Here is a 19888-nt window from a genome sequence, read left to right as displayed (position 1 = left end):
CGCGCCGCCGGGAGCCTCGCGACCTGTGCTACGTCGTGAACAGTTCCGTCTCCTCGGGGATCGAGAACAGTCCCATTCGAACGCCCGCGTCGAGCCACCCGTACCCGTACGAGAACGACGCCAGCGCGTTCACCCAGTCGTCGGCTTCGCGGAAGTGGCGGCCGTCGTCAAGGTACGACTCGGCCATCTCCCGGCAGTCGTCGGCCATCGCCGACAGCGGCGTCCCCTCCGGGGGCACCGCTTCGGCCTCGTCGAGGGCGTCCGCCAGCATCCGCTCGTAGCGCGTCGTCTTCTCTTCGAGGTCCGCAGCCATACCGATGGATGCGTGCGTCGTCGCCTAAGCGTTCCCCTGTCGGTTCGACTGGGCGGCCGACAGCGATCTCCGGTTGCGCCACCCGCGTCGAACAGCACAAATTAAATACAAACCCGCGGCCAAGAGTGGCCAATGACAGATGTCTCTGACGAGGACGGCTTCGTCGAACACCGGCGGCTCATCGTCGCCGGGACCGGTATCGCCGGGCTCACGGCCGCCATCTACGCCGCCCGCTCGAACAACGACCCGCTGGTGTTCGAGGGGACCGAACCCGGCGGGCAACTGACGCTCACGACGGAAGTCGACAACTACCCCGGCTTTCCCGACGGTATCAGCGGTCCCGAACTCGTGAACAACATGAAGTCACAGGCGAAGCGTTTCGGCACGGAGATCGAGAACGGCGTCGTCGCCGACGTAGACGACTCCGAGCGACCGTTCCGCGTCGAACTCACCAACGGCGACGTGTACACGACCGACGCGCTCATCGCGGCTTCGGGCGCGAGCGCGCGAACCCTCGAAATCCCCGGCGAGGACGAACTGATGGGCTACGGGCTGTCGACGTGTGCGACCTGCGACGGCGCGTTCTTCCGCGACGAGAAGATCGTCGTCGTCGGCGGCGGCGACGCCGCGATGGAGGAGGCGTCCTTTCTCACGAAGTTCGCCTCGACGGTCTACCTCGTCCATCGCCGCGAGGAGTTCCGCGCCGAGGACTACTGGATCGACCGCGTGATGGAGCAGGTCGAAGACGGCGACATCGAACTGATGCTCAACACCGAGGTCACCGAACTCCACGGCTCGCCCGAGGCGGGCGTCGACACCGTGACGATGGTTCGCCACCCCGAAGGCCACCCGACCGACCGCCTCGACGACCCCGAAACCGAGGAGTTCGAGTTCGACGCCGGCGCGGTGTTCTACGCCATCGGCCACACGCCCAACACCGAGTACCTCGAAAACACGAGCGTGCAGATGGACCCCGAGGGGTACCTGAAGACGAAGGGCGGGTTCGAGGGCGGGCAGACCGAGACCGACGTTCCTGGAATCTTCGGCGCGGGCGACGTGGTCGACTTCCACTACCAGCAGGCCATCACCGCGGGCGGGATGGGCTGTAAGGCCGCCATCGACGCCGACGAGTACCTCGAAGGACTCGACCGGTCGGGTCCGGAGACGGCGGAACCCGCGGCTGCCGAGTCGGACGACTGAGAACGCGGTTTCTCGTCGGTTCTCTCTCCGTTCTCCGGCGACGACCGGTGAGACGACCGCCGGACGCGAGCGCGGCGGTGCGCGCTCGCACGTCAGAGTGGGACTGGAGGGGCCGGATTCCGGAGTGAGGGGCTTTTCGACTACTGCTAACACTAACCGCGCTTGCTAGCGTCGAAGGTCAGAGACGCGCCGTTTGGGACTCGACCCCAGACCACAGCCCCTTTACCCCGCACGCCCGTCGAACGCCTATGGTCGACACCGAGACGTACACCATCGAAGGACCCGACGGCGACGAAGACACCGTCGAACTGCCCGCCGGTCTGGTCGACGTGCTCTCCGAGCAGGGCGAACAGCCCACGGAAGTCGTCGGCGACATCCTGCTGCTGTCGTTCGTTCAGCGCGCGCACGCCATCGTCCACCACTCGGAAGGCGAGACGCCGCAGGACCTCGTCGAAATAAACGAGAAAGGTGAGGAACTGTTCGAGGAACGCTTCGGCATGACGCTCGCCGAGGCGACGGGTCACTCGCACTGAGCGACGCCCGCACCGCTTCACGCGTTCTTTTCATCTTCAGACTCACTTCGCAGACGCGAGCGTGGCCAGTATCTCGGTGTCACCGGCGGTGTGCCCCGCTCACAGGAACGCCAGCGGAACCATCACCACGATACCGACGGCGAGTCCGACGAGCAGTTCGCGTCGCCCCTCGCCCGGCAGTCCCGTCCCGGCCGCCAGCGCCTCCGGGATGAACTCCGAGAGCACGAGGTACACCATCGCGCCCGCGGCGAAGCCGAACCCGAACGGGAGCAGGTCACGCGCGACGCGCACGAAGTAGAACGCCAGCACCGCGCCCACGGGTTGGGGGAGACTGGAGAACACAGACCACCAGACGAGTTTCCAGCGCGGGACGCCGAGCGCTCGCAGCGGTATCGACACGGCGACGCCCTCGGGGACGTTGTGAACCGAGATAGCGACGGTCATGAACACCGCCAAAAGCGGGACCGAGACGCCGAGAACGTCGACGCCGCCGACGAGTCCGAGATCCGCGAACGAGACGCCGACGGCGACGCCCTCGGGGAAACTGTGGACCGTCAGGATACCGAGGACGAGTACGAGCTTTCGGTAACCGGCCTCCTCGTACTGCTTCGGATTCACCCTCGAATCTTCGATGAAGTCGTGGGCGACGACGACGAGCGCCGCGCCCGCGAGAACGCCGACGCCGACGCCGAGCGGTCGCCCCGTCGACAACCCCTCGGTGACGAGGCCGAACGTCGACGCCGAGAGCATGATGCCGGAGGCGAGTCCCCAGAGGGCGACGTTCCAGCGGTCGCTCACCTCGTCGACGAGCAAGAACGGTAGTGCGCCGAGGCCCGTCGCCATCGCGGTGAGCAGTCCCGCGAGGAATACGAAGAGGAGGTTCGAGAGGTCGGCCATGGCTGTCGTTTCGTCTAGGTAGGACGAGATGATATCAGTTATCGAATGATTTCACGCGGGCCGAATCGAGAACTCGAATCGGAGTTCACCGAATCCGACCGTTCATCGATGTAAAACTGTCTTTAAACACGAATGTTCACGAAAGTACGAACTATAACTAATCCTATCGCAGTCGTATCTGTGGGTGCGATGAGCTTCAAAACGACGAACGGCGGACGGTACGTGGGGTGGCGGGAATGTTAGCCGAACTCGCGAACGCGACGGCGGCGATTCCACTGCAGTCCGGCGGGTTCCTCGAACTCGCGGTGCTGTTCATCATCCTCGCCATCGTCTCCTACGTGGTCGGTGCGCGAGGAATCGCGGGCGTCACGATGGAGATCGCCCGTATCCTCATCCTCGTGTTCATCGTCCTGGCGATCCTGTCGTTCTTACTGTAGCGATTCGCACCACATTTTTTGCCCGCTGCGCTGACGTCGCCAGCGGCGGCTCGACCGGGGGCGGTCCATCCGCTCGTTGCCGACGGCGTAGCTGTTTTACGCTCCTGTGCGCCATCGGTGCCCATGCATCCTCGCGCACAGGCGTTCACCGAACGCGCCGCCGACGCGTACGACCTCGACGTAACCGTCCGCGAGTTTCCCGAAGGAACGAAAACCGCCGCCGACGCCGCCGACGCCGTCGGCTGCGAGGTGGGGCAGATAGCCAGTAGCCTCGTCTTCTCCGCCGCGAACGGAGACGCCGAGGAGACGCTCGTCGTCGCCATCACGAGCGGCGCGAACCGCGTCGACGAGGCGGCGTTGGCCGACGAACTCGGCGTCCCCGCCGACGCCGTCTCGATGGCGGACCCCGAGACGATTCGCGAACGAATCGGCTGGGCGATCGGTGGCGTCCCGCCGTTCTGTCACGACTCGGAGGTCCGGACGCTTTTGGACCCCACGCTCACCGAGTACGAGACGGTGTGGGCCGCCGCCGGAACGCCGAGCGCCGTCTTTTCGCTCACACCGGAGTCGCTCCGCGAGCACGCCGCCGCCACCGTCGCCGACGTGACCGCTGACACGACGTAACACGAAGATATATATTGTGAGAGGCTAAAGAGAGAATTAGATATGTCTAATCTAGGGTGGCCGAGCGATGGGTGAGTTCGTCTCCTTCGCACAGACCGGTCTACCGAACGAACTGTTCGACATCCTCCTCGGGTCGGTCCGCGACGGCTTCGTGCAGGTGAGCGCGTTCGTCGCAGTCACCGTGCTCCTGTTCAGTTACGTCCAGTACCGAACCGACGGCCGACTCGTCGAACGCCTCGAATCCGAGAAGAAGTACCAACCGCTCGTCGGCGCGCTGATGGGACTGACTCCCGGTTGCGGCGGCGCTATCGTGATGATGCCGCTGTACGTCCGCGGCAGCGTCTCCTTCGGGACGGTCGTCGCGACGCTCGTCGCCACGGCGGGCGACTCGGCGTTCGTCATCATCGCGCTCGCCCCCGAGGCGGGACTGTACGCCTACGGTCTCGCCTTCGTCTCCGCGGTCGTCTTCGGCTACGGTATCGACCGCTTCGGGATGGGCGTCGACCGAATCGACCGCGCGGTGGCCCGTGTGGGCCGGACGATGACCGACGGCGGCGTCGCCGCGCCCGCCGTCGGCAGTCAGGTCCACCACTACGAGGACGCCCAGGGCTGCGAAGTCGACGGTAGCGTTCGTGACGCGCCGATACTCCGTCGCGTGAGTCAAGCGGCGCTCGCGGTCTGGTGGGTCGCCGCCGCCGGCGGTCTCGCCGCGGGCGTGCTCTACCTCGTCCGCGGCGCGCCCGACGTGCCGATGGTCGCCGACGCGAGCTTCGCGGGCGCGTTCACCGTCTTCGGCCTCGTCGGTACGACGCTGTCGTTTTACCTCTACTTCGTCGGCCGCCGATACGTCGGCCACGGCCACGTGGGGAAGGCCCGCGACACGTTCGGGAACGTCTACGAGACGCTGACCCACGCAGCGATGGAGACGTCGTTCGTCACCGTCTGGGTCATCGCAGCGTACCTGCTGTACGAGTACGGTCTCATCCTGACCGGCGTCGACCTGCAGGTGTTCGCCGCCGCCGCAGGCGTGCTCGCGCCCATCGGCGCGGCCGCCGTCGGACTGATTCCCGGCTGCGGCCCGCAGATCCTGCTCGCGACGGCGTACGCCGAGGGCGCGATTCCGTTCTCGGCGCTGACGGCGAACGCTATCAGCCAGGACGGCGACGCGCTGTTCCCGCTCATCGCCATCGACAAGAAGGCGGCCGTCGTCGCCAGCATCTACACGACGATTCCCGCGCTCGTCGTCGGCGTTGGCATCCATCTCGTGTTCGGCCCGATGTTCGGATTCGGGGTGCTCTGAGCGGATGGATGTGCCGAGCAACTCACTTCCGGCCGGAGGACGTAGCACGCGCCGATGAGCGTCACTGACGCCGACGACTCCGAGAACACCGGAGACGACGCCGTCCGAGTGTGGCTCGTCGAGCGCACCTACTCCGACGACGAGCAGAACATCATCATCCTCGTCTACGCGACGCCCGATGGGTCACATTACCTGAGAAAAGAGCGCGCGCTCACGAGTTTCGGCGACGCGCGCGACACGACCGCCGCCGTCGACGCGAAGCCAGGTAGTTTGGGCCGCGTCGACGACGCCGACACCCGGGAGGCCTACGCGACGGAGGCCGCGCGGATGCGCGAGAAATACGACCCGGACGACTTGCTCTGACATCGCCTCCCGAACGTCACGTCCCGAAACGCCGCGCTCGGCCCAGTCCCGACGCGTCTGCCGCGGCGAACCGAAGCTCGTCAGCGGGAGAGAATGTGGATTATATTTATACGGCTAATGCTGGTGTTATTCTGTAATGTGATGTCGAACTCCGAAGCACGTGACGGCCCGCCTGACGTCCGTACCGAAACCGAGAGTCGCGAGCGCGGTCGGTGGCGATGGGTTCGCTGAGCGATCACCGTCGTCGCGGAGCAGCCCTCCTCGTCACCGCGTCGTTACTCCTCGTTCTGACGTTTGGTGGGAGCTGGGCGCTCTCGAAGGACACGACGGCTCTCACCGCCGACGCCGACGGAGAGATGACGACGCTCGTCGGCGTCCAGGGGCCCGGCCCGACCGGCAACGTGACCGAACTCGACGCGAACGGCACCGCGCTGTGGACGATGGGGGACGCGATAAGCTACCTCGACGTCAGCTACCTCGAGAACGGCTCGGTGCTCGCCACGTACACGAAGAGCGGCTTCGAGCGGTGCGGTCGGTTCGAGCCGCCGTGTAAGCGCACCGGGGTCCGTATCATCGAAACGAAGCCGGAGCCGCGAGTCGTCGCTGAGTGGAGCTATCCGATCCGAACGCGGAAGGACAGCGAGGTCCACGACGCGGAGTTTCTCCCCTCCGGAGAGCTGTTAGTCGCGGATATGGAGTACGAGAGCATCTTCGCCGTCGACATGAGGTCCGGAGAACGCTCGTGGACGTGGAACGCTAGCGAGTTCTACGACGCGCCGGCGGACCCCACGAGGGAGGACTGGCTCCACATCAACGACGTCGATTTCATCGGCGAGAACCGCTATCTCGTCTCCGTCCGGAACACGAACCAGCTTCTGGTCCTCGAACGGAATCCGGAGACGAACGAGGTCGGCGTCGTCGAGGTCATCAACGAGGACCGCGACCCGGACGTGCTGAATCAGCAGCACAACCCCCACTGGGTCGGTGACGGCGCGGTGGTCGTCGCTGACAGCGAGAACGACCGCGTCGTCGAACTCCACCGCGGCGAGTCGGGCGAGTGGCGGGTCGTCTGGCAGCTCTCGGAGGTCGACGGCATCCCGCTGGACTGGCCGCGCGACGCCGACCGCCTCCCGAACGGCAACACGCTCATCACCGACAGTCGAAACGACCGCGTCGTCGAGGTGAGCCGCGAGGGCGATGTCGTCGCCAGCTACACCGTCCAGTCGTTACCGTACGAGGCCGACCGCGTCTCGGTCGGCGAGTCGGGCGGTGAACCGTACGACGTCTCCGGGGACGACGTCGGCGACGAGTCGCCGCAGAGCCGCGACGTCCCCGTCCTCTCGCTGCTGCTCGATTCGCTCCATCACGTCCTTCCGGTTCCCTACTGGCTCTCCGAACTCCACCTCGCCGCCGCGTTCCTCGCGGTGGGCCTGTCCGGCTGGGGGACGCGCCTCCTACTGCGCGGGTGAACCCCCGCGTCGCCCGCGGGGACCGCGTCTGCTGAATCCGGCTCACGTCAGCTGTAAATCGATCACGGTCGTCGGTGAGTGACAGCTCGGACCACGTTACGGCGCACACACCCGAACTTATGCGCCGAGAGACGGTACACAGAGACGATGGGAGCGCTATCTGAACTGTTCGCGCCGGGACGCATCGCCGTCGTCGGCGCGACCGCGCGTGAAGGATCCATCGGCCGCGCCATCACGCAGAACCTCGTCGACGACTACGACGGCGAGGTCGTGCCGGTGAACCCCAACTACGACGAGGTGCTCGGACTCTCGTGTGTCGACTCCGTCGGCGAGAGCGACGCCGACCTCGCGGTGGTCGTCGTCCCGCCGCAGATCGCGGTCGACGCCGTCCGCCAGGCCGGCGAGAGCGGCGTGGAGAACGTCGTCGTCATCACCGCCGGGTTCGGCGAAACCGGTAGTGAGGGCGCGGCCCGCGAGCGAGAGCTCCGTGAGGTCGCCGAGGAACACGACATCAACCTCGTCGGACCGAACAGCCTCGGAATCATGAGCACGCCGAACGGGATGAACGCCACGTTCGGCCCCGACAACGCCCTCGAAGGCGGCCTCTCGTTCATGAGCCAGTCGGGCGCGTTCATCACCGCCGTCCTCGACTGGGCCAACGACGAGGGCGTCGGCTTCAAAGACGTCGTCTCGCTCGGTAACAAGGCCGTTTTGGACGAGACGGACTTCGTCGCCGAGTGGGGTGACGACCCCGACACCGACGTCGTCATCGGCTACCTCGAAGGCATCGAGGAGGGTCGAGAGTTCATCGACACCGCCCGCGAGGTGACCCAAGAGACGCCGATTCTGCTCGTCAAGTCGGGGAAGACCGACGCCGGTGCGCAGGCTGCCTCGTCGCACACCGGGACCATCGCGGGGTCGGACCGCGCCTACGAGGCCGGACTGGAGCAGGCGGGCGTGCTGCGCGCGTCGTCGCCGCAGGAACTGTTCGACGCCGCGCAGATGCTCGCCAACCAGCCGCTGCCGGACGAGAAGTCCATCGCCGTCATCACGAACGCGGGCGGTCCCGGCGTGATGGCCACCGACGCCGTCGGCGAATCCGACCTGGAGATGGCGACGTTCTCCGACGAGACGCTCGACGCCTTCGGCGAGAGACTCCCCGAGGAGGGTAACATCTACAATCCGGTCGACGTGGTCGGCGACGCCGACATCGACCGCTTCCGCGGCGCGCTCGACGTCGCGCTCGCCGACGAGAACGTCGGCTGTGCGCTCGTTCTCTCGGCACCCACCGCAGTACTCGACTACGGCGAACTCGCCGAGGCGACTGTCGAACTCCGCGAGAAACACGAGAAACCGGTCGCCGCCTGTTTCATGGGCGGCGAGCGCGTCGACGCCGCCGAAGGCGTCCTGCGCGAGGCGGGCATCCCGAACTACTTCGACCCCGCCCGCGCCGTCGAGAGCCTCGACGCTCTCGGCGAGTACCGCGACATCCAGCGCCGCGAGTACGACGAACCCGTCGAGTTCGACGTCGACCGCGAGCACGTCCGGTCGATTCTCCAAGAAGCGGCCGACCGCGGCGACACCCGAATCGGCGTCGAGGCGATGAGCCTCTTGGACGCCTACGGCATCCCGACGCCCGCGGGCGACATCGTCGACGACCCCGCCGACGCTGTCACCGCTGCCCGCGATATCGACGGCGACGTCGTGATGAAGATCGTCAGCCCCGACATTCTCCACAAATCCGACATCGGCGGCGTCAAAGTCGGCGTCGAGAACGAGGCGGTGTACGACGCCTACGAGGACCTCGTGACGCGGGCGCGAAACTACCAGCCGGACGCGACGATTCTCGGCGTCCAGGTCCAGGAGATGGTGGACCTTGACGACGGCGTCGAGACCATCGTCGGCATGAACCGCGACCCGCAGTTCGGGCCGCTGCTGATGTTCGGTCTCGGCGGCATCTTCGTCGAGATTCTGGAGGACACGACGTTCCGCGTCGCGCCCGTCTCCGAGAGCGAAGCACAGGAGATGACCGACGAGATTCAGACCGCGCCGCTGCTCCGCGGCGCGCGCGGCCGCGACCCGGTCGACCGCGACGCCATCGTCGAGACCATCCAGCGGCTCTCGCAGTTGGTGGCCGATTTCCCGGCCATCCTCGAACTCGACATCAACCCGCTCGTCGCGCTCCCGAAAGAGGGCGACGAGACCGGCGTACAGGCGGTCGACGTGCGGCTGACCATCGACCCGGACCAACTATAAGCGACCACGAAACCCTCACACACTCATGACTGAAACCCTACTGGTGACCTCGACGCAGGACAGTACCGGAAAGACGGCGGTGACGCTCGCGCTCGGCCTGCTCGCGCAGGACCGCGGCCTCTCGGTCGGCTACATGAAGCCGAAGGGGACGCGCCTGCAGAGCAACGTGGGCAAGACGCTCGACGAGGACCCGATGCTCGCGCGCGAACTGCTCGACACCGACGCCGAGATGCACGAGATGGAGCCCATCGTCTACTCGCCGACGTTCGTGCAGGGCGCCGTCCGCGGCCAGGAGAGCGGCGAGGACCTCGCCGAGATCGTCCGCGAGTACTTCGACGTGCTCTCGGCGGACGCCGACCTGATGCTCGTCGAGGGCGGCGGCAAACACACGACCGGCGGCATCGTCGATCTCACCGACCCCGAAGTCGCCGACCTGCTCGACGCGAACGTGCTCCTCGTCGCCGACTACGCCACTCCCGCCGACCTCGACGACGTGCTGGCCGCCGTCGACGACGTGCGCGCCGAGGGCGAATACCGCCTCGCCGGCGTGCTGTTCAACCGCGTCGGCGACGCCGCCTACGACGAGTTGGAGAAGGAGGTCGTCTCCTTCCTCGAAGGCCGTGGCGTGCCCGTGCTCGGCGTCGTCCCCCGCGAGCGCGAACTCGCAGGCGTCTCGGTGGCCGACCTCGCCGACGAACTCGGCGCGGAACTCGTCACCGACGCGCCGACCGACGCCTACGTCGAACGCTTCCTCGTCGGCGCGATGGGTGCTGACGAGGCGCTCCGGTACTTCCGCCGGACGAAAGACGCCGCCGTCATCACCGGCGGCGACCGCGCCGACGTGCAGACGGCCGCACTCCAAGCGCCCGGCGTGAAGTGTCTCGTGCTCACCGGTGGCCATCGGCCCTCGGGGGCCGTCGTCGGCCGCGCCGAGTCCGAGGGCGTTCCGGTGCTCGTGCTCAACGCCGACACGCTGTCGGCCATCGACCGCGCCGAGGAGATAATCCGCGGTGGCCGCACGCGCGACGAGCAGACGGTCGAACTGATGCGCGAACTGCTGTTCGAGCACGCCGACGTCGACGCGCTCGTCCCGGCGGCGAGCGACGACGAGCGCAGCGAGTAACTCGTCGCTGCCGGAGTGCCCGCCCGCGGTGACGACGCCTCGTCCGCCACACCGCGCGGTTCGTACTCTCTCGCGCTCTTTCGGGTGAGCCCGCCTAGTCGTCGGCCCCGGGTTTCGTTCGGGACGACACACGTTCTAAACCTAATCAGATTAGGTTGAGTTCTTTTCTACGTCCAATAAAAATTCATTTGAGTCGGAGCATAATCGTTGATCGTGGTCTGCGAAATCGACCGGCTGCGACGCGGCTCTCTCCGACGCTCCCTCGAAACATGGTGGACGATTTCACGGTAGACAGACGGACCGCACTGAAACTGACCGGCGCTGCGTCGCTGCTCCCCTTCGCGGGTACAGCGCGGGCAGGGACGCTCACCTCGTTCGTCGACGACACGCTCGATACGGCGAGCGACGCGCTGCAGGAGGCGCTCGTCGTCTTCGAGTCGAACGAGGACGTCTCGCTTCTGGATTCGCTGGACCTCACCGACGGCTACCACGCGTTCTCGGTGCTTCCGGTCGGGTACTCCCGACTGACGGGAACGCAGATAGAGACGGTCGCCGACTGGGACGAGGTGCGCTACGTCGAGGCCAACCGCGACCTCGAATACTTCAACGACGACGGCCGCGACGTGACGCGGGCGGCCGAGGTCCAACAGGAGTTGGGGTACGCTGGGGCGAGCGCCCACGTCGTCGTCATCGACAGCGGTATCGACGGTGACCACCCGGATCTGGCGGCGAACCTCGACGCGAACTACCAGTGGGCCGGCGACCCGCTGGACCTCACCGACACCGAGACGCTGTGGCCCGAAGTCGGCGGTCTCGACACCGACGAAATCGGCCACGGGACCCACTGCTCGGGCACCGTCGCCGGCGACGGCAGCGCCAGCGACGGCCAGTACCGCGGGATGGCTCCGGAGGCGACGCTCACCTCCTACTCGACGAGCGCGGGCGTCTCCATCCTGAAGGCGGCCGCGGCGTTCGACCACATGCTCGAAAACGGCGACGGGTCGACGTACCAGGTCGTCTCGAACTCCTACGGCGCGTCGAGCACCGACGACTTCGACCCGGACGCGACGCTCAACGTCGCGTCGTGGCACGCCTTCGAGGCCGACATCCTCCCGGTGTTCGCCGCGGGCAACGACGGCCCCGACTACGACACGCTGAACGACTACGCGAAAGCGCCGCACGTCGTCGGCGTCGCGGCGACGGACGACGAGAAGTCGGTGACCGACTTCTCCTCGCGCGGCCGCAACGACGGGAGCAACTACGACCGCGAAACGGCGCTGTCGAACCTGGAGACGTACTACGAGTCCGGCGAGACCGACGGCCCGCTGGGTATCTACCGCCCCGGCGTCGCCGCGCCCGGGAACGAAATCGTGAGCACGATGTCGCCGGACGACCCGCTGGGCGCGACCACCGTCGACGACGGCGAACTGTACTACGCGAGCATCAGCGGGACGAGCATGGCCTGCCCGCACGTCTCGGGCATCGCCGCGCTCGTCGTCGACGCCCACGTCGAGGGTCAGGGGAGTCGACCGACTGTGCGCGAACTGCTCGCGACGGTCGAAGCCGAGGCCGAGGACGCGCTGTCGAGCTACGAGCCGGCCAGCGCGGGCGCGGGCTTCGTCGACGCCTACGACGCCGTCGAGCGCGCGGAGGCCGGTGACCTCGCGACACTCGACGAGACGACGCTCGTCTAGCCGGTCAGCAGCGCCGGCCCCCGAACGTCCGAAGCTCAGACAGCCGGACGCGGCCGACTACCGACCGAAACGTCGGCCGTCTGGCGGTCGAAACACCCGCCGATTGCCGGAGACCGGTGTTTTATCATTCTGTACGCGACAGGCGGGTCGTTTATTGTATCTGCGACGAAACGTCGAGCAATGCAGCGACAAGGTGTCGACGAAGATGCGTCGGCGCTGCTCGACAGCGCCATCGACACGCTCACCGACGTGTTCTTTCTGTTCGACCTCGACGGCCGGTTTCTCCGCTGGAACAGTCGACTCCGCGAGGTGACCGGCTACGGTGACGACGAAATCGAACAGATGGTTCCGTTGGACTTCATCGCACCGGAGGACGAGGCGGCTATCTCGGAGGCCATCGTCCGGGTCGTAGAGGAGGGAACGGCCCAGCAGGAGGCGTCGTTTCTGACCGCCGACGGCGAGCGGATTCCCTACGAGTTCACCGGCGCGTTACTCCACGACGAGGACGGCATTCCCGTCGGCATCTCGGGCATCGGTCGCGACATCACCGGCCGGATGCGTCGCATCGAAGCGCTCCAGCGGCAGGCGAGCCGCGTTGAGACGCTAAATCGAATCAACGCGGTCATCCGGGAGGTCAACGAGGCGCTCGTCCGAGCCTCGACGCGCGAGGAGATCGAGCGCGAGGTCTGCGGTCACCTCGCCGGCGAGGAGCCGTACCGCTTCGCGTGGATCGGCGAACACGGGTACGACGGCGAGTCGGTCGTCCACCGGACGTGGACGAGCGGTCGGGGCCTCAACGACGTCACGCCCGACGAGATAGACGGCGACGGCTCGATAGCGCTCGCGGCCATCGAGTCGCAGAAAGTCCGGGTCGCCGCCGCCGACGGTGGCGGCGACGGCACGTTCGAACCGCGGGCGGCGGCCGCAGAGAGCGGTCTCAGTTCCGCGGCGGCGGTGCCGCTCGTCTACCGGGACGCGAGCTACGGGGCGCTCTGTCTGTACGCGGCCCGCTCGTCGGCGTTCGACGAGGACGAACTCGACGTGCTGAAGGAACTCGGCGAGACCGTCGGCTACGCCATCAACGCCGTCGAGAAGCGCCGCGCGCTCGTCAGCGACTCGATCGTCGAACTCGAATTCGACGTGACGACGCCCGGCCCGTTCTTTCTCACCGTCGCGGCGGCGGCGGACGCCTCGCTCTCCGTCGAGGGCGTCGTCACGGGCGACGAGGGCTCGCTCTCGGAGTTCGTCGTCGTCGATGACGGCGGAGCCGACGCCGTCGTCGCGGCCGCTCGGAACGCGGGCGGCGACGCGAGCGTCGTCGCCGAACACGACGACGAGTCCATCCTCCGGCTGACGCCGCCGGACGACGCCGTCGCGTCCGTCGTCGCGGATCTGGGCGGCGTGCTCCGGAGCGCGCGCGCCGACGGCGAGGAGGGGAAACTGACCGTCGAACTGCCCGCCGTCGCCGACGTTCGCGCCGTCGTTACGGCGCTGCAGGAGCGGTTCCCGAACGTCGCCGTGCGCGCTCAGCGCGAACGCGAGCGGACGAACAGCCGCGGCGTCGAGTTCCGCGACTCGCTCGACAGCGCGCTCACCGAGCGACAGCGCGAGGTGCTGGAGACGGCGTTTCTCGCCGGCTTCTTCGAGTGGCCCCGCGGCAGCACCGCCGAGGAGGTGGCCCACGCGCTCGACGTGTCGCCGCCGACGTTCCACGAACACCTCCGCCGGAGCCAACAGAAACTGCTCACCGCGTATTTCGACGGCGTCTCGCGGTCGGACGACTGACCTAATCGATTAGGGACGGCTGTTTTCCCCAACGAGGCGGTTCGTTAGTACGCCCGGGTTTCCCACAGACCCCGGCAGAGGTGAGACACCTGCGAGAGCCTTGGTTCGTCGGAGGCACACACCCGTCGTACCGAAGTCGGCACAGGCCACGCCTCGACCCTCGTGGCCTCGTTGCCGTTGCTCCGTTTTCCGTTCGGTTCGCGACCCCCGTACTTCTCGATCGACGCACCCTCAACCGAGCGAAATCATTCCTTTCACCGTCTCTCCGGACTGGACGCGTCGGAAGGCCGCGTCGACGTCGTCGAGCGCCATCTCGAAGTCGACGAGCCCCTCGACGTCGAGCTGCCCGCTCGCCAGCAGTTCGATGGCCGTCGGGTAGGTGTGGCGGTAGCGGAACGAACCCAGTAGGTCGAGTTCGTTGTCGATGATGTCGTGGGTATCGAACGGAACGACGCCGTCGGCGGCGAGGCCGACGAGGACGACGGTGCCGCCGCGACGAACCACGTCGAGAGTGCTTCCGATGGCCGGTTCCGCGCCCGAGGCTTCGATAACCACGTCGGCGAAGCGGCCGCCCGTCGCGTTCTCGACGGCCTCGACGGGGTCCTCCTCGGAGACGTCGACCGGAATCGCGCCGCGCTCGCGCGCCCGCTCCAGTTTCGAGGGGAGCACGTCGGCGGCGACGATCGGTTCCGCACCCGCGACGCGGGCGACTTCCATCGCCAACAGGCCGATGGGGCCACACCCGGAGATGTAGACGGCGTCGCCGAGGCCGACACCCGCGCGCCGACAGACGTGGATGCCGACCGACAGCGGTTCGACGAGCGCGCCCGCCCGCAGCGACACCGACTCCGGCAGCCGATACGCGTACTCTGCGGGCCAGGCGACGTACTCGGCGAACGCGCCGTCGTCCGGCGGCGTCGCCATGAACTGGACGTCCGGACAGAGGTTGTACTCGTCCGCGCGGCAGAACTCGCAGTCGTCGCGGCCGCAGGGGACGCCCGGTTCGAGCGTCACTCGGTCGCCCGCGTCGAGGCCGTCCACCGCCGACCCGACCTCGACTACCTCTCCGGCGCTCTCGTGGCCGAGCACCAGCGGCGAGTCGACGACGTAGTCGCCGATGCGACCGTGTTCGTAGTAGTGGACGTCCGACCCGCAGATGCCTACCGAGCGCACCCTGACCAACACCTCGTCGTCGGCGGGTTCGGGTCGGTCGCGCTCCTCGATCCGTAGCTGGAGATCCTCCGAGAGTACGGCCGTGCGCATATCTGACATACATCCGGAGAGCGGATAAATGCCGCGAGGTGGCGATGACGGCGGTAGCTCTTTGCGGAGTCGGCGAAATATCCGGACACAGATGCCCTCCTTCGCTATCGAAGCCGACGACCTCCGGAAACAGTACGGCGACGAGACGGCCGTCGCCGGACTCGACCTCTCGATTCCGGCCGGAACCGTCTACGGTTTTCTCGGTCCCAACGGCGCGGGCAAGACCAGCACGATACGGATGCTGACGACGCTCTCGCGGCCGTCCGGTGGGAGCGCCCGCGTCGCCGGTCACGCCGTGACCGACCGCGAAGCCGTCACCCCGAACATCGGCTACCTTCCCGAGGAACCGCCGCTGTACGACGAACTCTCGGGCCGCGAGCAGGTTGCGTACGTCGCCGGGCTTCGCGACCTGCCGACGGAGACGGCCGCCGACCGCATCGACGACCTGTTCGCGCGCTTCGACCTCGCCGCCGACGCCGACAAACGCATCTCGACGTACTCGAAGGGGATGAAACAGAAAGTCGGCATCGTACAGGCGATTCTGCACGACCCGGCGGTCGTCTTCCTCGACGAACCGACCTCCGGCCTCGACCCGCGTGCGGCGCGAACGGTCAGAGACACCATCTCGGGGCTCGCGGCCGAGGAGACGACGGTCTTCCTCTCGACGCACATCCTCCCGGTCGTCGACGAACTGGCCGATACGGTGGGCGTGCTCGCGGACGGCCGACTCGTCGCCGAAGGCGCGCCCGCGGAACTGAAATCCCGCGCCGAGACCGGCGAGGAGCGTACGCTCGAAGACGTGTTCTTGGACGTGACGGGCGAGTCGGAACTCCGGGCGGACAGTTCGACGGAGCGTCGATGACGCTCGCTCCGAACCCGAGGCGCACGCTCATCGTCGCCCGCACCGAACTCCGTCGGCGCGCCCGGGCGGTCGCCGACGACTCGCGGCGGGCGGCCGTCTTCGCGCTCGCCGCGTTCGCATCGCTCCTACCGGCGTTGCTGTTCGTCTTTCTGGCGTACGTCTTCGGCTCCGGCGTCGCCGAAGGCGAGTCGCTGTCGGTCGAACTCGCGCGCGCGGCTATCGTCGCGCCGATTCTGTTCGGCGCGTTCATCGGCGTGGCGCGAACCGCCGGGTCGTCGGCGCGTCCCGACGCGGCCGACCTCCTGCTGACCGCCGTCCCGCACCGCGACGCCGCCGCGGGGATGGCGCTGGCGGAGGTAGCAAACGTCCTCGGGCCGTTCTCGGCGTTCGTCGTCGTGGCGGGGCTCGCTTTCGCCGTCGGTGCCGGCTCCGTCGTCGCCGCGGTCACCGTTCCGCTCGCGGTGCTCGCCGCCGTCGCCGTCGGACTGCTCGCAGGCGTCGTCGTCGGCGTCGGTTACCACCTCGCGGTCGCCCGGGTCGCGCTGCTCGCACGGTTCCGGATGCTCGTCTCCGTCCTGCTGTTCGGTGCGTACATGCTCGTCATCCTCTCGGACTCCGGGAACGACGCGTTCGGCACCGTGCTGCGGACGCTGGCGGACTCCCCGCTCGGCTGGTACGGCGACCTCGCGTACGTCTCGCTCCCGCTCGGGTCGACGACAGGTGCGGTCGCCGCGGTGGCGCTCACGGCCGTCTCGTTGCCGGCGCTCCTGTTCCTGCATCGGTCGCTGACCGAACGGCTCTGGTTCGGCGACGCCGCTCGCCCCGAGACGGGCGGCGACGACGCTACTTCCGCGTCCGCGATGGCGACGACGCGTGCGACGACCGGCCATCTCGAACGACTCCCGTTCGTCTCACGGCCGGCGGCGACGGTCGCCGAGAAGAGCCTGCGCCGGGCGTGGCGCGCACCGATACAGCTGTTCTACGTCGTCTATCCGCTGTTCTTCGCCATCGTCCCCCTCCAGCGGACGGTCGCGGCGGAGTCCATCTCGACCGAGATGCTCGTTACGCTCGTCGTCTACCTCGCGTGGGCCGCGGGCGCGGCGTTCACGCTGAACCCGCTGGGCGACGAGGGCGCGGTGTTACCGGTGACGCTCACGACGCCCCTCTCCGGGCGCGCGTTCGTCGGCGGCCGTGCACTGGCGGGCGTTCTCCTCGGCGTCCCGGTGGTTCTCGTCGCGACGGCGGTCGCGAGTCTGGTGAGTTCGGCGACGCCGCTCGTCGTCGCCGCCGTCGCGGCGCTGGGTGTCGTGCTCGCCGTCTGCGCGACGGCGCTCGCGGCGGGCGCGGGGTCGGCGTTCCCGAAGTTCGAGGCGAGTCGAGTCACTCGTAGCCGGGAGGCGGTAATGCCCGGCCTGGCGGCGTTCGCGTTCTACTCGGCGCTGTTTCTCGCCGCCGCGGCCCCCGGTTCGCTCGCGTCGCTGGCGGTCGTCCGCGAGTTCGTCGCGTCACTCCTCTCGCTGTCGCCGACGCTCGTCCTCGTGGCGGGACTCGTCGCATCCGCCGTACTCGCCGGAACGCTCGCCGCCGTCTCGGGCGCGTACGCCGTCCGAGCGTTCGAGCGGTACCACCTCTGAGTTCCGTTCTCCGACTCGCTCGGGAAGACGCTCCTGACGGGCGCGCGTGCGGCGCTCGAACGCAGACGCCATAGCCGGCGTTTCGAGGGGACGGCAGATAGCTGGCGTCGCGGCGCTCCACGTATCACGCGCCGAGAGGTACGAATACGTCGATGCGCGAAGACGAGACACCACGTGGGGCGGACGCACAGGACGCGCCAATCGGTGAGCGGGGTGAGTCGATAGTGACGCTTCTCGTCCCGGCGGTGGTGTTCGTCGTCGCCGCGGTAGCGGTGTATCTAGCGGGCGTCCTCCTCTCGGACACCACCGATATTCTCACGGTTCGGTGGGGACTCGGTGAGGAACTCGGCGGCCTCGTCCTGCTGGCAATCGTGACGAATCTCCCGGAGGTCGTCATCACGACGAGTGCAGCGCTCGGCGGCACGCTCTCGCTCGCAATCGGAAACATCCTTGGCGGTGTCGCTATCCAAGTCGTCGTCCTCGTCTACCTCGACGTCGTTGTGGGGGACTCCGAGACGCTCACCTACCGCGCCGCGTCGCTCGTTCTCGTCCTGGAGGGGCTTGTCGTGATTGTGATTCTGCTCACCGTCATCGCGGGCAGTCAACTGCCGGAGACACTCGTGTTCGAGCGCGTGACGCCACCCGAACTGCTGATCGCCCTCCTGTGGGTGGGGGGCATCTGGCTCGTGTCGAAGGCGCGCACGGGACTGCCGTGGCACGGACAGGGAACGCCACCGGATGCGCAACTGGAGCCCCGAGGCGTCGCGAGACGGGAGAAACTGACGCAAATCGAGGGATACACGGCGACTCACACCCTCACTGTCTTCCTCCTCGCGGCGGGAGTGACCCTCGCCGGCGGTATCGCACTCGAGCGGAGCAGTTCGATGCTCGCGGACGGCTTCGGGGTGAGCGGGGCGGTGTTCGGAGCGACGGTGCTCGCCGCCGTGACGTCGCTTCCGGAGATCTCTACCGGGGCGGCGGCGGTGCGGCTCGGCGATTACCAACTCGCAGTCAGCGACATCTTCGGTGGAAACGCGTTTCTCCCCGTGCTCTTCCTGCTCGCGTCGGTCCTCTCGGGGAACGCGGTCCTTCCGGCTCTCTCCAGCACGAACATCTACCTCGCCTGCCTCGGTGGCCTGCTCACGGCGGTGTACCTCGCCGGATTGATATTCCGACCTCGCTACCTGATTGCGAGACTCGGGCTCGACTCGCTCGTCGTCTTAGTTCTCTATCTGAGTGGGATTCTCGGGTTGGCGTTCATCGTTGCCGCGTGAACGACGAAGCGGGTTCGTCCACGCTAATCGGTCGTTCGAGCGAACGGTTCGGCCTGTGACCTGATCGACACTACCCCATCGGCAGCCGTCGGATACCTGAGACGCGACGCTGCCGATGTAAACCGGTGTTTGAGCCCCTAGTCTATCGGCGAGCACTCGCACGTTTTTACACTATTTTACACGCGACCCCCGTTTCGGGTCTCGTCGCGCCGTGGCCGACGGACCGACCAACCCGCTCCGTCGACGAGTTCCCCGCTTTCAGTAGGTTCACGGCCACCCACCGCCCAGTACCCGTTTCACCACGCTCCTGCGGCGCAGTCCCCCGATTCTCGGTGTGGTAGATACGCTCTAAGTCAGTCACAGGCGGTCATTAACTAAGGATAGTCATGTCTACTGACCGAACATGGGATTCGAATGGGTGGCGTATTTCGAGTGTAGCGCGTGCGGAGCGGCCGAACGAGCGGACGACATCGAGTACGACGGCTTCGGATACGCGGTCTGTCCGGCGTGCGGTCGCGGGACGGGACCCGTCGCCAACGCCAACTCGGGCGCGAACTCCGGAACGAGTGCCGACGGCAACGGTCGGACAGCGCCTTAATCGTCCGCGCCCAACGGCGGGTATGGGCTGGACGAACGCCGAGACGACGGACCGACTCACCGAGTGGGAGCGCGACGACGGATGGGCGACGATTCGCGTGCGAGAGACCGGCGCGGGTCGGTGGTCGGTTCGCCTCGACCGACTTGAACAGGCTCCGGACGGGCGGACGTACCGACGCGACTCCGTCGCGACGCGCGAGGAAGCGCTCGAGCTCGTCGACGAGTGGCGGGCGGCGTTCGACGCGCCGGAGGCGTGAGCGTCTT

19 protein-coding genes are annotated in these 19888 nt (G+C 67.3%); 16 read left to right on the top strand and 3 right to left on the bottom strand.

Features of this window, described 5'->3' with window-relative positions:
• Window positions 1-28: 28 nt before the first annotated feature.
• Complete coding sequence (locus LAQ74_RS08535; RefSeq protein WP_224332136.1) at window positions 29-313, bottom strand: DUF357 domain-containing protein; 285 nt, start codon at window positions 311-313, stop codon at window positions 29-31.
• Between the two features lie 132 nt (window positions 314-445).
• Here LAQ74_RS08535 and LAQ74_RS08530 point away from each other — a divergent pair, with 132 nt between their 5' ends.
• Complete coding sequence (locus LAQ74_RS08530) at window positions 446-1513, top strand: NAD(P)/FAD-dependent oxidoreductase (RefSeq protein ID WP_224332135.1); 1068 nt, start codon at window positions 446-448, stop codon at window positions 1511-1513.
• A gap of 248 nt (window positions 1514-1761) precedes the next feature.
• Window positions 1762-2046, top strand: coding sequence for a DUF7545 family protein (locus tag LAQ74_RS08525; RefSeq protein ID WP_224332134.1), 285 nt, complete (start codon window positions 1762-1764; stop codon window positions 2044-2046).
• Between the two features lie 99 nt (window positions 2047-2145).
• On the opposite strand, the gene LAQ74_RS08520 is transcribed toward LAQ74_RS08525, so the two are convergent.
• A complete protein-coding gene (locus LAQ74_RS08520) occupies window positions 2146-2943 on the bottom strand; it encodes a ZIP family metal transporter (RefSeq protein ID WP_224332133.1) in 798 nt (265 codons plus the stop codon).
• 236 nt (window positions 2944-3179) lie between these two features.
• Here LAQ74_RS08520 and LAQ74_RS08515 point away from each other — a divergent pair, with 236 nt between their 5' ends.
• The 9 genes from LAQ74_RS08515 to LAQ74_RS08475 all read left to right on the top strand — a co-directional run bounded on the left by LAQ74_RS08515 (window position 3180) and on the right by LAQ74_RS08475 (window position 13994).
• Window positions 3180-3380, top strand: a complete 201-nt coding sequence (locus LAQ74_RS08515) for a DUF1328 family protein (protein WP_224332132.1) — start codon at window positions 3180-3182, stop codon at window positions 3378-3380.
• Window positions 3381-3503: 123 nt separating this feature from the next.
• Window positions 3504-4004: a YbaK/EbsC family protein gene (locus LAQ74_RS08510; protein ID WP_224332131.1), complete on the top strand. Its 501-nt coding sequence runs from the start codon at window positions 3504-3506 to the stop codon at window positions 4002-4004.
• A gap of 67 nt (window positions 4005-4071) precedes the next feature.
• Complete coding sequence (locus LAQ74_RS08505) at window positions 4072-5304, top strand: putative manganese transporter (RefSeq protein WP_224332130.1); 1233 nt, start codon at window positions 4072-4074, stop codon at window positions 5302-5304.
• A 54-nt stretch (window positions 5305-5358) separates the two neighbouring features.
• Window positions 5359-5667, top strand: a complete 309-nt coding sequence (locus LAQ74_RS08500; RefSeq protein WP_224332129.1) for a DUF7967 family protein — start codon at window positions 5359-5361, stop codon at window positions 5665-5667.
• A gap of 218 nt (window positions 5668-5885) precedes the next feature.
• Complete coding sequence (locus LAQ74_RS08495) at window positions 5886-7136, top strand: aryl-sulfate sulfotransferase (RefSeq protein ID WP_224332128.1); 1251 nt, start codon at window positions 5886-5888, stop codon at window positions 7134-7136.
• 147 nt (window positions 7137-7283) lie between these two features.
• Window positions 7284-9392 carry an acetate--CoA ligase family protein gene (locus LAQ74_RS08490; RefSeq protein ID WP_224332127.1) on the top strand — a complete coding sequence of 703 codons (2109 nt, stop codon included), beginning with the start codon at window positions 7284-7286 and terminating at the stop codon, window positions 9390-9392.
• 25 nt (window positions 9393-9417) lie between these two features.
• Window positions 9418-10515 carry a phosphotransacetylase family protein gene (locus tag LAQ74_RS08485; protein WP_224332126.1) on the top strand — a complete coding sequence of 366 codons (1098 nt, stop codon included), beginning with the start codon at window positions 9418-9420 and terminating at the stop codon, window positions 10513-10515.
• A gap of 269 nt (window positions 10516-10784) precedes the next feature.
• Entirely contained in the window at window positions 10785-12209 is a 1425-nt protein-coding gene (locus LAQ74_RS08480; RefSeq protein ID WP_224332125.1) for a S8 family serine peptidase, read from the top strand.
• Window positions 12210-12389: 180 nt separating this feature from the next.
• Window positions 12390-13994 (top strand): bacterio-opsin activator domain-containing protein, encoded by a 1605-nt coding sequence (locus LAQ74_RS08475; RefSeq protein ID WP_224332124.1) that lies wholly within the window; start codon window positions 12390-12392, stop codon window positions 13992-13994.
• A 231-nt stretch (window positions 13995-14225) separates the two neighbouring features.
• Here the strand turns inward: LAQ74_RS08475 and LAQ74_RS08470 are convergent, their stop codons facing one another.
• Window positions 14226-15257, bottom strand: coding sequence for an NAD(P)-dependent alcohol dehydrogenase (locus LAQ74_RS08470; protein WP_224332123.1), 1032 nt, complete (start codon window positions 15255-15257; stop codon window positions 14226-14228).
• 91 nt (window positions 15258-15348) lie between these two features.
• Between LAQ74_RS08470 and LAQ74_RS08465 the strand changes: the two genes are divergently transcribed.
• The 5 genes from LAQ74_RS08465 (at window position 15349) to LAQ74_RS08445 (ending at window position 19881) form a co-directional block, all read left to right on the top strand.
• Window positions 15349-16119, top strand: a complete 771-nt coding sequence (locus LAQ74_RS08465; protein ID WP_224332122.1) for an ABC transporter ATP-binding protein — start codon at window positions 15349-15351, stop codon at window positions 16117-16119.
• Entirely contained in the window at window positions 16116-17753 is a 1638-nt protein-coding gene (locus LAQ74_RS08460) for a hypothetical protein (protein WP_224332121.1), read from the top strand. The genes LAQ74_RS08465 and LAQ74_RS08460 overlap by 4 nt, the downstream gene beginning before the upstream one ends.
• A 152-nt stretch (window positions 17754-17905) precedes the next feature.
• Window positions 17906-19027: a sodium:calcium antiporter gene (locus LAQ74_RS08455; RefSeq protein WP_224337126.1), complete on the top strand. Its 1122-nt coding sequence runs from the start codon at window positions 17906-17908 to the stop codon at window positions 19025-19027.
• 403 nt (window positions 19028-19430) lie between these two features.
• Window positions 19431-19625 (top strand): hypothetical protein, encoded by a 195-nt coding sequence (locus LAQ74_RS08450; RefSeq protein WP_224337123.1) that lies wholly within the window; start codon window positions 19431-19433, stop codon window positions 19623-19625.
• Window positions 19626-19647: 22 nt separating this feature from the next.
• Window positions 19648-19881, top strand: a complete 234-nt coding sequence (locus LAQ74_RS08445) for a DUF7543 family protein (protein ID WP_224337121.1) — start codon at window positions 19648-19650, stop codon at window positions 19879-19881.
• The last annotated feature ends 7 nt before the right edge of the window (window positions 19882-19888 follow it).

Source organism: Haloprofundus halobius, assembly GCF_020097835.1.
Lineage (GTDB): Archaea > Halobacteriota > Halobacteria > Halobacteriales > Haloferacaceae > Haloprofundus > Haloprofundus halobius.
The sequence above is the reverse complement of the archived record's forward strand: the minus strand, read 5'-3'. Positions and strand labels throughout refer to the sequence as shown.

What these genes read in the sequence shown, in the direction of transcription:
- LAQ74_RS08520 (WP_224332133.1), bottom strand. Translation starts at nt 2,943, where the DNA reads ATGGCCGACCTCTCGAACCTCCTCTTCGTATTCCTCGCGGGACTGCTC.
- LAQ74_RS08455 (WP_224337126.1), top strand. Translation starts at nt 17,906, where the DNA reads ATGCGCGAAGACGAGACACCACGTGGGGCGGACGCACAGGACGCGCCA.
- LAQ74_RS08445 (WP_224337121.1), top strand. Translation starts at nt 19,648, where the DNA reads ATGGGCTGGACGAACGCCGAGACGACGGACCGACTCACCGAGTGGGAG.
- LAQ74_RS08470 (WP_224332123.1), bottom strand. Translation starts at nt 15,257, where the DNA reads ATGCGCACGGCCGTACTCTCGGAGGATCTCCAGCTACGGATCGAGGAG.
- LAQ74_RS08500 (WP_224332129.1), top strand. Translation starts at nt 5,359, where the DNA reads ATGAGCGTCACTGACGCCGACGACTCCGAGAACACCGGAGACGACGCC.
- LAQ74_RS08535 (WP_224332136.1), bottom strand. Translation starts at nt 313, where the DNA reads ATGGCTGCGGACCTCGAAGAGAAGACGACGCGCTACGAGCGGATGCTG.
- LAQ74_RS08530 (WP_224332135.1), top strand. Translation starts at nt 446, where the DNA reads ATGACAGATGTCTCTGACGAGGACGGCTTCGTCGAACACCGGCGGCTC.
- LAQ74_RS08460 (WP_224332121.1), top strand. Translation starts at nt 16,116, where the DNA reads ATGACGCTCGCTCCGAACCCGAGGCGCACGCTCATCGTCGCCCGCACC.
- LAQ74_RS08490 (WP_224332127.1), top strand. Translation starts at nt 7,284, where the DNA reads ATGGGAGCGCTATCTGAACTGTTCGCGCCGGGACGCATCGCCGTCGTC.
- LAQ74_RS08465 (WP_224332122.1), top strand. Translation starts at nt 15,349, where the DNA reads ATGCCCTCCTTCGCTATCGAAGCCGACGACCTCCGGAAACAGTACGGC.
- LAQ74_RS08525 (WP_224332134.1), top strand. Translation starts at nt 1,762, where the DNA reads ATGGTCGACACCGAGACGTACACCATCGAAGGACCCGACGGCGACGAA.
- LAQ74_RS08450 (WP_224337123.1), top strand. Translation starts at nt 19,431, where the DNA reads ATGGGATTCGAATGGGTGGCGTATTTCGAGTGTAGCGCGTGCGGAGCG.
- LAQ74_RS08495 (WP_224332128.1), top strand. Translation starts at nt 5,886, where the DNA reads ATGGGTTCGCTGAGCGATCACCGTCGTCGCGGAGCAGCCCTCCTCGTC.
- LAQ74_RS08505 (WP_224332130.1), top strand. Translation starts at nt 4,072, where the DNA reads ATGGGTGAGTTCGTCTCCTTCGCACAGACCGGTCTACCGAACGAACTG.
- LAQ74_RS08510 (WP_224332131.1), top strand. Translation starts at nt 3,504, where the DNA reads ATGCATCCTCGCGCACAGGCGTTCACCGAACGCGCCGCCGACGCGTAC.
- LAQ74_RS08485 (WP_224332126.1), top strand. Translation starts at nt 9,418, where the DNA reads ATGACTGAAACCCTACTGGTGACCTCGACGCAGGACAGTACCGGAAAG.
- LAQ74_RS08480 (WP_224332125.1), top strand. Translation starts at nt 10,785, where the DNA reads ATGGTGGACGATTTCACGGTAGACAGACGGACCGCACTGAAACTGACC.
- LAQ74_RS08515 (WP_224332132.1), top strand. Translation starts at nt 3,180, where the DNA reads ATGTTAGCCGAACTCGCGAACGCGACGGCGGCGATTCCACTGCAGTCC.
- LAQ74_RS08475 (WP_224332124.1), top strand. Translation starts at nt 12,390, where the DNA reads ATGCAGCGACAAGGTGTCGACGAAGATGCGTCGGCGCTGCTCGACAGC.